Here is a 14,859-nt window from a genome sequence, read left to right as displayed (position 1 = left end):
CAGCGCTTCGCAAGGAGACGGCGCCAATGCTGAGCTGGATGGTATGGACCACACCGGTGGCGGTGTTCTTTGGCTGCATCGTGGTGATGCTGATCGGCATGACGATCCTGGAAATCCGCTCGCCGTCGGTGCTGCGCAAGGGCTTCCTGCCGATCGCCACCACCCGCGGCGACCGGCTCTTCATCGGGCTGATGTGCGCGGCGTGGATCAACCTGGCGTGGGTCGGGCTGGGCGAGAAGGTCGCCGCCTGGCTGGCTCTGCCGGAAGAGCCGTCGGTGTGGATCAGCTTTGTGGCATCAATGCTGGTGCTGACGCTGATCCTGCGCAAGGGCTAGCGCCGCTGCCGGCCGGCATTGGCCAGCAATAACAAGCAATAACGGGAAACGCGGCTTGTCCCCACCCCGGGGCCGCCACCCAGACCAAGACCGGGGCAGGGGATTCTTGAGGAGACACCGATGAAAGTGCACGTGACGTTGGGGATGTCTGCCCTTGCCTGCGCGGCTGCGCTGGCTTGCGGCTCCGCCTGGGCGGGCGAAGCGGAAGCAAAGAAGTGGATCGACAACGAGTTCCAGCCGTCGTCGCTGTCCAAGGACAAGCAAGCGGCGGAAATGAAGTGGTTCATCGATGCCGCAGCCAGGCTCAAGGCCAAGGGCGTTACCCAGATCAACGTGGTGTCGGAGACCATCACCACGCACGAGTACGAATCCAAGACACTGGCCAAGGCGTTCGAGGAGATTACCGGCATCAAGGTCAACCACGACCTGATCCAGGAAGGCGACGTGGTCGAGAAGCTGCAGACCTCGATGCAGTCCGGCAAGTCGATCTACGATGGCTGGATCTCCGACTCTGACCTGATCGGCACACACTACCGCTATGGCTCGATCCTGCCGCTGACCGACTACATGAACGGCGCCGGCAAGGAATGGACCAATCCCGGGCTGGATGTGAAGGACTTCATCGGCACCAAGTTCACCACCGCGCCGGATGGCAAGCTCTACCAGCTGCCCGACCAGCAGTTCGCCAACCTGTACTGGTTCCGCGCCGACTGGTTCGCGCGCAAGGACCTGCAGGACAAGTTCAAGGCCAAGTACGGCTACGACCTGGGCGTGCCGACCAACTGGTCCGCCTATGAGGACATCGCCAACTTCTTCACCAACGACGTCAAGGAGATAGACGGCAAGAAGGTCTACGGCCATATGGACTACGGCAAGAAGGACCCGTCGCTGGGCTGGCGCTTCACCGACGCCTGGCTGTCGATGGCCGGCACCGCCGACAAGGGCCTGCCCAACGGCATGCCGGTGGACGAGTGGGGCATCCGCGTGGCCGAGGACAAGTGCACGCCGGTCGGCGCCTCGGTGGCACGTGGCGGCGCCACCAACAGCCCGGCGGCGGTCTATGCGCTGACCAAGTACATCGACTGGATGAAGAAGTACGCGCCGCCGCAGGCGATGGGCATGACCTTCTCCGAAGCCGGCCCGGTGCCGGCGCAGGGCCAGGTGGCGCAGCAGATCTTCTGGTACACGGCCTTTACCGCCGACATGACCAAAAAAGGGCTGCCGGTCGTCAACGCCGACGGCTCGCCCAAGTGGCGCATGGCGCCGTCGCCGTATGGCCCGTACTGGAAGCAGGGCATGCAGAACGGCTACCAGGACGTGGGTTCGTGGACCTTCTTCAAGAACACCGATCCCAACAAGCTGGCCGGCGCCTGGCTGTACGCGCAGTTCGTGACCTCGAAGACGGTATCGCTGAAGAAGTCGCTGACCGGTCTCACCTTTATCCGCGACAGCGATATCCATCACGACTACCTGACCAAGAACGCGGCCAAGTATGGCGGCCTGGTCGAGTTCTACCGCAGCCCCGCGCGCGTGGCGTGGACCCCGACCGGCACCAACGTGCCGGATTATCCGAAGCTGGCGCAGCTGTGGTGGAAGAACGTGGCCACCGCGGTGACCGGCGAGAAGACGCCGCAAGCCGCGATGGACACGCTGGCCGAAGAGATGGACCAGGTCATGGCGCGGCTGCAGCGCGCCGGCATGAGCCATTGTGCGCCCAAGCTGAACGCGAAGGGCGACCCGGGCAAGTGGCTGTCGAACGATCACGCGCCGTGGAAGAAGCTTGCCAACGAGAAGCCCAAGGGCGAGACCATTCCGTACGACAAGCTGCTGCAGGCGTGGAAGGAGGGGCAGGTGCGCTGAGGGGTTTGAGGCTGGCGGCAACGTATGAATGCCGCTGGTGTGCTCCGCTCTCCCGCTTGCGGGAGAGCGGAGCAACCAATGGGCAATCTGCGGCCGGACGTCGGCGCTAGCGTTCTTGCGAAGCGAGTTCGGACGGCGCTGCACTATCCGCCGCCTGCGCGGCATAGCGCGCCTTGCCATGCCGCTTGGCCTGATACAGCGCCATGTCGGCGTGCAGGAACAGCTCGCTCACGGTCATGGCGTGACGCGCATCGCGCAGGGCCGCGCCGACGCTGGCCGATGCCGCCAGCGTATGCCCATCGATCACGAAAGGCATGCGCGCGGCCTGCACGATGGTGTTGGCGATCGATGCCATGGCCTGCCGGTCCGCAATGCCGTCCAGGATCACCGCGAACTCGTCGCCGCCGATGCGTGCGACCGCATCGCCCTTGCGCACGCAGGCACGCAGGCGCTGCGCGAACGCCACCAGCAACTGGTCGCCGATGGGGTGGCCGTAAGTGTCGTTGACCGCCTTGAAGTCGTCCAGGTCCACCAGCAGCAGCGCCAGCGGGCACGCGCTGGCGCCGGCGCGTGCCATGGCTTCGGCCAGGCGCCGGTCGAAGCCCTTGCGGTTGAGCAGGCCAGTCAGGTAGTCGGAGACAGTCTGTGCTTCCAGGCTGCGCAATTTTTCGCGCTCGTGCGTGACGTTGCGCCCGAACATATGCAGGCCGACCACGGTGTCCCGGGCATCGTTCCACGCCGGCTGGCAAGTGATCTCGATGCATTCGGTGCCGTCCGCGCTTTCGCGGGTAAAGGTCACGGCCTGGCCGGTGCCGGCCTGCTGCAGGTAGGGCTGGCAGGCCAGGTATTCCTGCGTGCCCCACAGCTCGCGCAGCGACAGGCCCACGATCTGCTGCGCCGGCAAGCCGTACCGCCGCGCATACGCCTCGTTGACGAAGACGTAGCGCTGCTGCATGTCGATGAACGAGATAAAGTCCGGCACATGGTTGGCAATCGCCTCGATGCGCGTCTCGCTGGCGGCGGCACGGTCCTTGGCGGCCTGCAGCGCGGCCTCGCGCTCCGACAGCCGGGCCACAACCTCGGCGAAGCTAGACGCCAGTTCGCCGATCTCGTCGGCACGGCCGACCGGCAGGTCTGCCACCGCTTTCGGGTCGGTACCGAGCTGGCGCACCGCCCGGTGCAGCCGCTGCAGCGGCGCCAGCAGCCGCCACATCACCAGCCACATCAGCCCGGCCGCGATCACCATGGTGATCGCCCCCATCACCAGGGTCCGTTGGCGCACCGTGAGCAGCGGCGCATAGGCTTCGGCCGCGGGCAGCACCGCGACCACCTCCCAGCCGTTGGCGGCCAGCAGGTAGCGTGCGACGATCGGCTGGGTCGGCGTCAGGATTTCCAGCAGCGCGCGCGGCTGCTCGGCGCCGCAGGCTTCGCCGATGGCGCGCGCCGGTGTCAGCACGCGCGACACGTCGGCGTGCATCGCATAGCGGGGGTTGGTGCCGGAAGATACCAGGCAAAAGCTGCCGGTGGTGCCGACCCGGCTGTGCGAAAGCTCGCGCAGGAAGTTGCTGTCCGACAGGTTCAGCACGCCGCCGACCACGCCGCGCACTTCACCGGCGGGCCCGAGCATCGGCACCGCCAGCACCACGCCCGGTGCATTGGTTTGCTTGCCCTGGATCAGGTCCGACACCGCGAACGACTGGCCGTGCAGCACATCGCGGAAATAGTCGCGGTCGTTGACGCGCAGGCGCGTGCCATCCGGCACGGCCGTGCTGAACGTCAGTTCGCCATCGGGCGAGGCCAGGAACACGGCATTGAAGGTCTCGGGAATTTCCACCAGACCCTCGGCGGCGCGGCGCAAATCGGCGGGTTTGGCGGCATGGAAGGCGGAGAGCTGACGCGCCACCCGATGCAGCACGGCGGCGCGGCCCTGCAGCTTTTCATCGAGCTGTTCGGCGACCATCTTGACCAGCGTGTCCTGCTGCGCCTGCAGCAGGTTCTTCAGGCTGTCATAGGCGTAATACTAGGCGTAGAGCGCGCGCAGCACGATGATCAGCGTCACCACCCCCGCCGTGGCCAACGCCATCCGATACTTCAAAGAGTGCTGCATGATTGACTTCTTTCTTGTGCGCACTGACCCTGTGTTCCGGCCCATTGACCCGCTCGCTAACGCAACAGCCGGTCCGGTGACGTGATAAGAAGATTAGCAGAAGTCAAGGGCCTTTTCGAAACTGTTTGCAACAGCGGCCGCGTGCAATTTCGCCAAAGTGAGGGGCTTTCGGAAAGGGCGGGGACTTGAATGCGGAAATGAAAAAAGCCAGCGCGAGGCTGGCTTTTCGAAACTGGTGGGTGGTACAGGGATTGAACCTGTGACCCCTGCCGTGTGAAGGCAGTGCTCTACCGCTGAGCTAACCACCCCTGTCTGCGTCGTCGTTGCCGTCGTGCAGCAGAGAAATGAGATTATGCAGAGGTTCTTGTATCTTGTAAAGCCCTTTTTCGAATTTTCTTAGGCGGCCAGCGTTCCGGGGGCGTCGGCAGGATCTTCCTGCCAGACCGTCTTGCCGCCGCTGGCCTTGTCCAGTCCCTTCAGCAGGGCCAGATGGGCCTGCTGCTCTTCGTCCGTTGCGCGCAGAACCGGCAGCGCCAGCCGGGACAGGTCGGCGGTGGTGACCACGCCGCCCTGGCCGGCGGCGCTGTCGAGCGTGTCGATCACCAGCGAATCCTGGCCGCGCGTCATGGCCAGGTAGACCTCGGCCAGCAGTTCGGCGTCCAGCAGCGCGCCGTGCAGCGTGCGGTGGGCGTTGCTGATGCCGAGGCGCTCGCACAGCGCATCCAGCGAGTTGCGCTTGCCGGGGAACATCTGGCGGGCTTCGCGCAAGGTATCGATCACGTTGCCGACATGCTGGCGGAAGGGCGGCAGGCCCAGCAACTGGAACTCCATGTCGAGGAAGCCCAGGTCGAACTGGGCGTTATGGATGATCAGCTCGGCGTCCTGCACGAACTCGCGGATATCGTGGACGACCTCGGCGAAGCGCGGCTTGTCGGCCAGGAACTCGACGGTGATGCCGTGCACCGCGATCGCGCCCTCGTCGATATCGCGCTCGGGGTTGACGTAGAAGTGCAGGTGGCGTCCCGTCAGGCGGCGGTTCATCAGCTCGACGCAGCCGATTTCGATCAGGCGGTCGCCGGTGGCGGCATTCAGGCCGGTGGTTTCGGTATCGAGAACGATTTGTCGCATGGCGGGCATTCTAGCGGAGCGGGGCGGGCGTTCCGCGCTTGTTGTTGTTGATGCTGCAGTGATCCGGTCAGCGGCCGATCGATTCGACGCCGCGGTTGGCCAGCGCGTCGGCGCGTTCGTTGCCGGGGTGGCCGTTGTGGCCACGCACCCAGTGCCACGAGATCTGGTGCGGCTGCGCCAGGGTGTCCAGCGCCTGCCACAGGTCGGCATTCTTGACCGGCTTCTTGTCGGCGGTCTTCCAGCCGCGCGCCTTCCAGCCGGGCAGCCATTCGCTGATGCCTTTCTGCACGTACTGGGAATCGGTATAGACGCGCACCACGCAGGGCCGCTTGAGCGCACGCAGCGCTTCGATCACGGCGGTCATTTCCATGCGGTTGTTGGTGGTGTTGGGCTCGCCGCCGAACAGCTCTTTCTCGCTGGTGCCGGCGACCAGCACTGCGCCCCAGCCGCCGCGGCCGGGATTGCCCTTGCAGGCGCCGTCGGAGTAGATCGTGACTTCTTGCATGTGATTCCGTGGTGGCCGCCCGCGGGTCGGGCGGCGCATTGAGGGCGAGGGCGGAGCGCGCGCGGCCGCACCGCGTCAGCGTTCCTTGCCCGGAGTCTTGCCGTGGGTGCCGGTAGGCGTGGCCACCGGTGCCGACACCGGCGCCAGCGCCGGCTTGGTTTTCCACGCGGGTCCGACCAGGCGGATATTGCGCACGCGCTTGATCGCCGAAATCATATAGACCGCGCCGAAGATCGGCCACCAGCGGTCGCCGGCCTTTTCCATGAAGGCGGCGCGCTGCAGCCAGCGGTCGGTGCGGTACGGCGGGCAATAGCAGCCGAAGCGGCCGCGGATGATATCGAAGCCGAGCAGCTTGAGCCAGTCCTTGATGCGCACGAAGCCGATCTGCTGGGCGTCGGTCGGCAGGAACGGCGTGGCGCCGAGCCGGTTCATGCTCTGGCGCGCGCCCCACAGGCTCATCGGGTTGAAGCAGGTCACCACCACGCGGCCCTCGGGCATCAACACCCGCGAGACTTCGCGCAGCACTTCATGCGGGTCTTCGGCGAACTCCAGGATGTGGGGCAGGGTGACCAGGTCGATGCTCTGGGTGTCGAACGGCAGTTCGTCGAAACGGCACAGCAGCTGGCGCGCGTCCGGATGTGCGGCACGGGGCCCGTGCGGGCCGCTGGACGGGTCCAGCGCCAGCGCCGAGAACGGCATCCGGTTCTCGCGCAGGGTGTCGATATAGGGCAGGCCCAGCTGGACCGCGTGATAGCCGAAGATGTCGGTCACGGTCCGGTCGTACTGCTGCGCCTCCCAGCGCAGCATGTACTCGCCGGGCGGCGAGGCCAGCCAGTCTTCCCAGCTTACAATCGGGTGATTGGGACGATTGGACATAGGAGCATGCGCATGTTGAAGGTTGAGCCGATCCCGGCGTTCCAGGATAACTATATCTGGGCCATCCATGACGGGCACTGCGCCGCCGTGGTCGATCCTGGCGAGGCCGCGCCGGTGGAGCGCTTCCTGGCGCAAAGCGGTCTGGCTCTGGGCGCTATTGTAATCACCCATCACCACGGCGATCACCAGGGCGGCGTGGCCGAGCTGCTGGCGGCGCATCCGCGCGCGCCGTCGGGCGAACCGATGCCGGTGCTGGGGCCGGCGGGCGAGCGTATCGGCGGGCGCACCCGGGCGCTGCGCGAGGGCGACGTGGCGACGCTCGACGCGCCGGCGCTGACGCTGCGCGTGCTGGACGTGCCCGGCCACACCGCCGGCCATATCGCCTACGTCGCGGACCTCGGCGAAGCCGGTCCGGCGGTGTTTTGCGGCGATACCCTGTTCGCCAGTGGCTGCGGGCGCCTGTTCGAAGGCACGCCGGCGCAGATGCTGGCGTCGCTGGACAAGCTGGCGGCGCTGCCCGGCGACACCCGGGTCTATTGCGCGCACGAATACACGCGCAGCAATGTGCGCTTCGCGCGCGCGGTTGAGCCCGGCAACGCCGCGCTCCAGGCATGGGAGCGGCGCGTCGAGGCGCTGCGCGCCGCGGACCAGCCGACGCTGCCGACCACCATCGCCCATGAGCGCCAGGTCAACCCGTTCCTGCGCTCGCGCGAGCCGGCGGTGCGTGCCGCGGTGTCGGCCCACGGCGGCACCCCGGCGGGCGATGCGCAGGCGTTCGGCGCGCTGCGCGGCTGGAAGGACAATTTCCGCTGACTGCACGCCGGCCGCCATGGCTTGCGCCACAAGGCAGGGCGGCCAGCGTCCGGATACCGGCTATGTGGAAAATCTGATTGACGCGATACGCGGTTTTTTTTAGCATCACGCAACCTTTTAGCGTCACGATTTGAGAACTTAATGAAAATTGGTCGATTACTGGCGGTGGTCGCGTGCTCCGCGCTGCTTGCAGCGTGCGCCAGCACCCCCACGCCGCCTGAAGGCGCCGACGGTGCCGCGACCGCCCAGACTGCCAAGCGGGACCCGCTCAACACCCTCAGCGACAAGTCCGCGCTCTCTTCCACTTCCACCATCAATGTCGACCAGGGCGGCCTGGACTGGCTGCGCGGCCCGTCCAACGATATCTGGGACCGCATCCGGCGCGGCTTTGCCATGACGGACCTGGAGGGCACGCTGGTCGACGATCGCACCCAGTGGTATGCGCAGCGGCCGGAGTACATGGAACGGATGGTCGGGCGCTCGAGCCGCTACCTCTATCACATCGTCGAGGAGCTCGAGCAGCGCAAGATGCCGACCGAGCTGGCGCTGCTGCCGTTCGTCGAGAGCGCGTTCAATCCGCAGGCGCAGTCCACCGCCAAGGCGGCCGGGATGTGGCAGTTCATTCCGAGCACGGGCAAGTCGTACAACCTGAAGCAGAACATGTTCCGCGACGAGCGCCGCGACGTGCTGGCCTCGACCGACGCCGCGCTTGACTACCTGGCGCGGCTCTACGACATGTTCGGAGACTGGCACCTGGCGCTGGCGGCATACAACTGGGGCGAGGGCGCGGTGTCGCGGGCGATCGCGCGCAACCAGGCGCGCGGGCTGCCGACCGACTACGCCAGCCTGCCGATGCCCAACGAGACGCGCTACTACGTGCCCAAGCTGCAGGCGGTCAAGAACATCATCGCCAACCCGGCCGCGTACGGCGTCAAGCTGCCCGAGATCCCGGACCACCCGTACTTCGTCACGGTGACCACTTCGCGCGACATCGACGTCAACCTGGCCGCCAAGCTGGCCGACATGTCGGTGGAGGAGTTCAAGGCACTGAACCCGTCGTTCAACCGGCCGGTGATCCTGGGCGCGTCGAATCCGCAGATCCTGCTGCCGTTCGATAACGCCGAGCGCTTCCAGTACAACCTGAACACCTATCGCGGCGGGCTGTCGAGCTGGGCCGCGGTGACGGTGGACAGCCGCGAGCGCGTCGAAGCGCTGGCGGCGCGCCTGAATGTCGATGCCGACACGCTGCGCGAGATCAATAGCATCCCCAAGGGCATGCGCCTGAAGGCGGGCTCGACCGTGATGATCCCGCGCTCGGGCCGGCATGACCAGGACATCAGCGCCACCCTGGCCGACAGCGCCATGCTGGCGATGGAGCCGGACCTGCCCGATGCGCGCCGCGTAGTGGTGCGCGCCGGCCGGCGCGATACCGTGACCTCGGTGGCGCGGCGCTATGGCGTCTCGGCCGGGCAGGTGCAGTCGTGGAACAAGCTCTCCGGCACCAAGCTGGTGGCCGGGCAGAGCCTGGTGCTGATGGTGCCGGTGCGCGGCGCCGGCGCCGTGCGCGCGGCCCGTGCCGAACGCGCGGACCGGGCCGAGCGGGCCGAGCGCACCGAGCAGGCCAGCCGCAAGGAACCTGCGGGCAAGGGCGGCAAGGGCGGCAAGGTGGTGCGTGTCTCCGCCAAGGGCAAGGCCGACACACGCCAGCGCGTGGTGGTCGAGGCCTCGCCGCGGCGCGCTGGCAAGTCGCCGGCGGTGGCCAAGGTGTCGGCCAAGGGCAGCACCAAGGCCAGCGCCAAGGGCGTCAAGGCGCGCTGACGCAGCCGCCGGCGCGACGCTGGAACAGCAAAAGGGGCGATGCCGGCGGCACGCCCCTTTTTTTTATGTGCCGGCGCCGCCCCGTGCGGCGGCGCGCGGAAACCGTGGCCACGAGTGCCCGGGCCAGTGGCACACTACGGGCAGATACCAACGACCGCAGACGCGGAGGAGACAGACATGACGGCAAGCCATGCCGTGCATGCCCGTTCGCTGGCCGACCCCGAGGGGTTCTGGGCCGAACAGGCCGCACGCATCGACTGGGAAACCCCGTTCAGCCAGGTGCTCGACAACAGCCGCGCACCGTTCACGCGCTGGTTCGTCGGCGGGCGCACCAACCTGTGCCACAACGCGGTCGACCGCCACCTGGCGGCCCGCGCCAGCCAGCCGGCGCTTCACTGGGTCTCGACCGAGACCGACCAGGCCCGCAGCTACACCTACGCCGAGCTGCACGGCGAGGTCAGCCGCATGGCCGCGATCCTGCAGCAACTGGGCGTGCAGCGGGGCGACCGCGTGCTGATCTACATGCCGATGATCCCGGAAGCCGCCTTCGCCATGCTGGCATGCGCGCGCATCGGCGCGATCCATTCGGTGGTGTTCGGCGGCTTTGCCTCGGTCAGCCTGGCCGCGCGCATCGAGGATGCCCGGCCGCGCGTGGTGGTCAGCGCCGACGCCGGTTCGCGCGCGGGCAAGGTGGTGCCGTACAAGCCGCTGCTGGACGAGGCCATCCGGCTGTCGTCGCACCAGCCCGAGAAGGTGTTGCTGGTGGACCGGCAGCTGGCGGACATGCCCCGCACCGCAGGCCGTGACGAAGACTACGCGGCGTGGCGCGAGCGCGTCGCCGGCGTGCAGGTGCCGTGCGTGTGGCTGGAGTCGGGCGAGCCGTCCTATGTGCTCTATACCTCGGGCACCACCGGCAAGCCCAAGGGCGTGCAGCGCGATACCGGCGGCTATGCGGTGGCGCTGGCCACGTCGATGGAATACATCTTCTGCGGCAAGGCCGGCGACACCATGTTCACCGCGTCGGATATCGGCTGGGTGGTGGGGCACAGCTATATCGTCTATGGCCCGCTGCTGGCCGGCATGGCCACGCTGATGTATGAAGGCACGCCGATCCGGCCCGACGGCGGCATCCTGTGGCGCCTGGTCGAGCAATACCGGGTCAACCTGATGTTCAGCGCCCCCACCGCGATCCGCGTGCTGAAGAAGCAGGACCCGGCATGGCTGACGCGCTACGACCTGTCCAGCCTGCGGCTGCTTTTCCTGGCCGGCGAGCCGCTCGACGAGCCGACCGCGCGCTGGATCCAGGACGGCCTGGGCAAGCCCGTGGTCGACAACTACTGGCAGACCGAATCCGGCTGGCCCATCATCGCGATCCAGCGCGGCCTCGAGGCGCTGCCGCCCAAGCTGGGCTCGCCCGGCGTGCCCGCCTACGGCTACGACCTGAAGATCGTCGACGAGAGCACCGGCGCGGAATGCCCGCCCGGGCAGAAGGGCGTGGTTGCGATCGACGGCCCGTTGCCGCCGGGGTGCATGAGCACGATCTGGGGCGACGACGACCGCTTCGTGCGCACCTACTGGCAGGCGGTGCCGAACCGGCTGTGCTATTCCACCTTCGACTGGGGCGTGCGCGATGCCGACGGCTACGTCTTTATCCTGGGTCGCACCGACGACGTGATCAACGTCGCCGGCCACCGGCTGGGCACGCGCGAGATCGAGGAAAGCCTGTCGTCCAGCGCCGCCGTGGCCGAGGTGGCCGTGGTGGGCGTGCAGGACGCGCTCAAGGGGCAGGTCGCGATGGCGTTCTGCATCGCCCGCGACCCGGCGCGCACGGCCACGCCGGAGGCGCGGCTGGCGCTGGAGGGCGAGCTGATGAAGACGGTCGAGCAGCAACTGGGCGCGGTGGCGCGTCCGGCGCGCGTGTTGTTTGTCAATGCGCTGCCGAAGACGCGTTCCGGCAAGCTGCTGCGGCGTGCGATGCAGGCCGTGGCGGAGGGCCGCGACCCGGGCGACCTGACGACGATCGAGGATCCGGGCGCGCTGGAACAGTTGCAGGCCGCGTTGAACGGCTAGCAGGACAGGGCGATGGGGTGCCGCCCGCGGCACACCGCATCGCCGCCTTGCCATTGGTCGTGATGCAGTCTAATATTTGAAGCATAAAATATTTAATCTTGATCTAGATGGCGGTGTGGTGCGGGATCGGTGCGCCGTTTTCGGCGTGCCCGGCACAGCCGGCAGGAGGCAACAGATGCGTGTGCTTTGTATTGGCGGAGGCCCCGCCGGCCTGTACTTCGGCCTGCTGATGAAACTGCAGGATCCCGCCAACGAGGTCATCGTGGTCGAGCGCAACCGGCCCTACGATACCTTCGGCTGGGGCGTGGTGTTTTCGGACGCCACCATGGACAACCTGAAGCAAGCCGACCCGGCCAGCGCCAGCGAGATCAACGCCGCCTTCAACCACTGGGACGATATCGACATCCATATCGGCGGCCGCACCATCCGCTCGGGCGGGCACGGCTTTATCGGCATCGGCCGCAAGCGCCTGCTCAACATCCTGCAGGCCCGTTGCGAAGCGCTCGGCGTGAAGCTTGTGTTCGAGACCGATGTGTCCGACGACCAGGCGCTGGCGATGCAATACCAGGCCGACCTGGTGATCGCGTCGGACGGCCTGAACAGCCGCATCCGCACCCGCTATGCCGACACCTTCCGGCCGGATATCGATACGCGCCAGTGCCGCTTTGTCTGGCTCGGCACGCACAAGCTGTTCGATGCCTTCACCTTTGCCTTCGAGAAGACCGAGCACGGCTGGTTCCAGGCGCATGCCTACCGCTTCGACGACAACACGTCGACCTTTATCGTCGAGACGCCGGAAGCGGTCTGGCGCGCCGCCGGCATCGAGCAGATGAGCCAGGAAGAGGGCGTGGCCTACTGCGAAAAGCTGTTCGCGCGCTACCTCGACGGCAACAAGCTGATCAGCAACGCGGCACACCTGCGCGGCTCGGCAATCTGGATCCGCTTCCCGCGCGTGATCTGCCGGCAATGGGTGCACTGGAACACCTTGCCCGACGGCCGCCGCGTGTCGGTGGTGCTGATGGGCGATGCCGCGCACACCGCGCATTTCTCGATCGGCTCCGGTACCAAGCTGGCGCTCGAGGATGCCATCGACCTGGCCGAGGAGATCCGTGGCAGCGGCCACGACGGCCTGCCCGATGCGCTGGCGCGCTACGAGGCCACGCGCGGTGTGGAAGTGCTGAAGATCCAGAACGCGGCGCGCAACTCGACCGAGTGGTTCGAGAACGTCGAGCGCTATGCCGGCAGCCTGCCGCCCGAACAGTTCGCCTATTCGCTGCTGACGCGCTCGCAACGGATCTCGCATGAGAACCTGCGCGTGCGCGATGCCGGCTATGTCGCGCAGTTCGAGCACTGGCTGGCGCAGCAGGCCGGGGTGCCGGCCGACAGCCTGAAGCTGCAGGCGCAGCAGCCGCTGCCGCCGATGTTCACGCCGTTCCGGCTGCGCGGCGTCACGCTCAAGAACCGCGTGGTGGTGTCGCCGATGGCGATGTATTCCTGCACCGACGGCGTGCCGGGCGACTTCCACCTGGTCCACCTGGGCGCGCGCGCGCTCGGCGGCGCCGGCATGGTGGTGGCGGAGATGACCTGCGTCTCGCCCGATGCGCGCATCACGCCGGGTTGCCCGGGCCTGTGGAACGATGCGCAGCGCGACGCCTGGAAGCGCATCGTCGATTTCGTGCACGCCAACAGCGATGCGCGCATCGCCATGCAGATCGGCCATTCTGGCCGCAAGGGCTCGACGCAACTCGGCTGGGAGGCAATGGACCATCCGCTGCCGGAAGGCAACTGGCCGGTGATTTCGGCGTCGCCGCTGCCTTACCTGCCGGGCGAATCGCAGACCCCGCGTGAGATGACGCGCGCCGACATGGACCGTGTGCGCGATGACTTCGTCGCCAGCGCGCGGCGGGCGGCCGAGGCCGGCTTCGACTGGCTCGAGCTGCATTGCGCGCATGGCTATCTGCTGTCGAGCTTTATCTCGCCGCTGACCAATACGCGCGACGACGAATACGGCGGTTCGCTGGCGGCGCGGCTGCGCTATCCGCTGGAAGTGTTCGAAGCCGTGCGCGCGGTGTGGCCGCAGGACAAGCCGATGTCGGTGCGCATTTCCGCGCATGACTGGGTCGAGGGGGGCATCACGCCCGATGACGCGGTCGAGATCGCGCGCGCCTTCAAGGCCGCGGGCGCCGACATGATCGACTGCTCGTCGGGCCAGGTCAGCCCCGACCAGGCGCCGGTCTATGGCCGCATGTACCAGACCCCGTTCGCCGACCGCATCCGCAACGAGGCCGGCATCGCCACCATCGCGGTGGGCGCGATCTTTGAAGCGGACCACGTCGACTCGATCATCGCCGCCGGCCGCGCCGACCTGTGCGCGATCGCGCGGCCGCACCTGGCCAACCCGGCGTGGACGCTGCAGGAAGCCGCGCGCATCGGCTATCGCGACATCGCCTGGCCCAAGCAGTACCTGGCAGGCAAGCGGCAACTGGAAACCAATCTCGAACGCGCCGCGGCGCAGGAGAAGCAGGCATGACGGGCAGCACGGCAACACTGGCCGGCCGGCACGCGCTGGTCACCGGCGGCGGGCGCGGCATCGGCGCGGCGATCGCGCGGCGGCTGCTGGCCGATGGCGCCAGCGTCACGCTGCTCGGGCGCGATGCCGGCACGCTGCAAGCGACGGTGCAGGCGCTGCGCGGGCAGGCCCCGGCAGGCGCCGCGGTTTCGTATGTCACGGCCGATATTGCCGATGCCGACAGCGTTGCGCGCGCCTTTGCCGCGGCCACGGAGCACAACGGGCCGGTCGCGATGCTGGTCAACAACGCCGGGCAAGCGCATAGCGCACCATTCCTGAAGACCGATGCCGCGCTGTGGCAGCGCATGCTCGACGTCAACCTGACCGGCACCTTCCTGTGCACGCAGGCGGCGCTGCCGGCGATGCTCGACGCCGGCTGGGGCCGCATCGTCAACGTCGCCAGCACCGCGGGGCTGATCGGCTACGGCTACGTCAGCGCCTACTGCGCGGCCAAGCATGGCGTGATCGGGCTGACCCGCGCGCTGGCGCTGGAAACCGCGGCCAGGGGCGTGACCGTCAACGCGGTATGCCCGGGTTATACCGAAACCGACATCGTGCGCGACGCGGTCGCCAATATCGTCGGCAAGACCGGCCGCACCGAGGAGCAGGCGCGCGCCGAGCTGGCCGCACGCAACCCGCAGCGCCGGCTGGTGCAGCCCGACGAAGTGGCCGACGCGGTGGCCTGGCTGTGCCAGCCGTCCGCGGCGGCGATCACCGGCCAGGCGATCCCCGTAGCCGGCGGCGAAGTGATGGCGGGCTGAAGCACACTGACTGCAGC

General features: G+C 67.5%; 11 protein-coding genes and 1 tRNA gene. 7 read left to right on the top strand and 5 right to left on the bottom strand.

The genetic code is table 11. From position 1 onward, the window contains the following. The first annotated feature begins 26 nt into the window (after nucleotides 1–26). Both ACEI37_RS21290 and ACEI37_RS21285 read left to right on the top strand, forming a co-directional pair. The gene (locus ACEI37_RS21290; RefSeq protein WP_373378047.1) at nucleotides 27–335 is read left to right on the top strand and encodes a DUF2160 domain-containing protein; all 309 of its coding nucleotides are present in this window, start codon (nucleotides 27–29) and stop codon (nucleotides 333–335) included. Nucleotides 336–455: 120 nt separating this feature from the next. Further along, nucleotides 456–2,195, top strand: coding sequence for an ABC transporter substrate-binding protein (locus ACEI37_RS21285; protein WP_373378046.1), 1,740 nt, complete (start codon nucleotides 456–458; stop codon nucleotides 2,193–2,195). 106 nt (nucleotides 2,196–2,301) lie between these two features. Here the strand turns inward: ACEI37_RS21285 and ACEI37_RS21280 are convergent, their stop codons facing one another. From ACEI37_RS21280 to ACEI37_RS21260, 5 genes are all read right to left on the bottom strand, one after another. Further along, nucleotides 2,302–4,197, bottom strand: a complete 1,896-nt coding sequence (locus ACEI37_RS21280) for a diguanylate cyclase domain-containing protein (RefSeq protein WP_373380294.1) — start codon at nucleotides 4,195–4,197, stop codon at nucleotides 2,302–2,304. Nucleotides 4,198–4,535: 338 nt separating this feature from the next. Next, nucleotides 4,536–4,610: transfer RNA gene (locus tag ACEI37_RS21275), tRNA-Val, on the bottom strand. Between the two features lie 88 nt (nucleotides 4,611–4,698). Next, the gene (gene dnaQ / locus ACEI37_RS21270) at nucleotides 4,699–5,439 is read right to left on the bottom strand and encodes a DNA polymerase III subunit epsilon (RefSeq protein ID WP_373378045.1); all 741 of its coding nucleotides are present in this window, start codon (nucleotides 5,437–5,439) and stop codon (nucleotides 4,699–4,701) included. A 58-nt stretch (nucleotides 5,440–5,497) separates the two neighbouring features. After that, entirely contained in the window at nucleotides 5,498–5,935 is a 438-nt protein-coding gene (rnhA, locus tag ACEI37_RS21265) for a ribonuclease HI (protein ID WP_018007845.1), read from the bottom strand. 75 nt (nucleotides 5,936–6,010) lie between these two features. Further along, nucleotides 6,011–6,811, bottom strand: a complete 801-nt coding sequence (locus tag ACEI37_RS21260; RefSeq protein ID WP_373378044.1) for a class I SAM-dependent methyltransferase — start codon at nucleotides 6,809–6,811, stop codon at nucleotides 6,011–6,013. 12 nt (nucleotides 6,812–6,823) lie between these two features. Here ACEI37_RS21260 and gloB point away from each other — a divergent pair, with 12 nt between their 5' ends. The 5 genes from gloB (at nucleotide 6,824) to ACEI37_RS21235 (ending at nucleotide 14,842) form a co-directional block, all read left to right on the top strand. Further along, nucleotides 6,824–7,624: a hydroxyacylglutathione hydrolase gene (gene gloB / locus ACEI37_RS21255; protein ID WP_373378043.1), complete on the top strand. Its 801-nt coding sequence runs from the start codon at nucleotides 6,824–6,826 to the stop codon at nucleotides 7,622–7,624. A 141-nt stretch (nucleotides 7,625–7,765) separates the two neighbouring features. Next, the gene (locus ACEI37_RS21250) at nucleotides 7,766–9,442 is read left to right on the top strand and encodes a transglycosylase SLT domain-containing protein (protein WP_373378042.1); all 1,677 of its coding nucleotides are present in this window, start codon (nucleotides 7,766–7,768) and stop codon (nucleotides 9,440–9,442) included. A 144-nt stretch (nucleotides 9,443–9,586) separates the two neighbouring features. Beyond that, nucleotides 9,587–11,512, top strand: a complete 1,926-nt coding sequence (locus tag ACEI37_RS21245; protein WP_373380293.1) for a propionate--CoA ligase — start codon at nucleotides 9,587–9,589, stop codon at nucleotides 11,510–11,512. Nucleotides 11,513–11,687: 175 nt separating this feature from the next. After that, nucleotides 11,688–14,042 carry a bifunctional salicylyl-CoA 5-hydroxylase/oxidoreductase gene (locus ACEI37_RS21240; RefSeq protein ID WP_373378041.1) on the top strand — a complete coding sequence of 785 codons (2,355 nt, stop codon included), beginning with the start codon at nucleotides 11,688–11,690 and terminating at the stop codon, nucleotides 14,040–14,042. Then, a complete protein-coding gene (locus tag ACEI37_RS21235) occupies nucleotides 14,039–14,842 on the top strand; it encodes an SDR family NAD(P)-dependent oxidoreductase (protein WP_373378040.1) in 804 nt (267 codons plus the stop codon). Before ACEI37_RS21240 ends, ACEI37_RS21235 begins: the two co-directional genes overlap by 4 nt. The last annotated feature ends 17 nt before the right edge of the window (nucleotides 14,843–14,859 follow it).

Source organism: Cupriavidus nantongensis (genome assembly GCF_041726985.1).
In the GTDB taxonomy this organism is placed as follows: Bacteria; Pseudomonadota; Gammaproteobacteria; order Burkholderiales; family Burkholderiaceae; genus Cupriavidus; species Cupriavidus nantongensis_A.
Note: the sequence above shows the minus strand (reverse complement) of the source record. Positions and strands in the feature narration are given on the sequence as shown.

Excerpts from the sequence above, each read along its gene's own strand:
- dnaQ (WP_373378045.1), bottom strand. The coding sequence starts at position 5,439 with ATGCCCGCCATGCGACAAATCGTTCTCGATACCGAAACCACCGGCCTG.
- ACEI37_RS21250 (WP_373378042.1), top strand. The coding sequence starts at position 7,766 with ATGAAAATTGGTCGATTACTGGCGGTGGTCGCGTGCTCCGCGCTGCTT.
- ACEI37_RS21240 (WP_373378041.1), top strand. The coding sequence starts at position 11,688 with ATGCGTGTGCTTTGTATTGGCGGAGGCCCCGCCGGCCTGTACTTCGGC.
- ACEI37_RS21235 (WP_373378040.1), top strand. The coding sequence starts at position 14,039 with ATGACGGGCAGCACGGCAACACTGGCCGGCCGGCACGCGCTGGTCACC.
- rnhA (WP_018007845.1), bottom strand. The coding sequence starts at position 5,935 with ATGCAAGAAGTCACGATCTACTCCGACGGCGCCTGCAAGGGCAATCCC.
- ACEI37_RS21260 (WP_373378044.1), bottom strand. The coding sequence starts at position 6,811 with ATGTCCAATCGTCCCAATCACCCGATTGTAAGCTGGGAAGACTGGCTG.
- ACEI37_RS21285 (WP_373378046.1), top strand. The coding sequence starts at position 456 with ATGAAAGTGCACGTGACGTTGGGGATGTCTGCCCTTGCCTGCGCGGCT.
- ACEI37_RS21290 (WP_373378047.1), top strand. The coding sequence starts at position 27 with ATGCTGAGCTGGATGGTATGGACCACACCGGTGGCGGTGTTCTTTGGC.
- gloB (WP_373378043.1), top strand. The coding sequence starts at position 6,824 with ATGTTGAAGGTTGAGCCGATCCCGGCGTTCCAGGATAACTATATCTGG.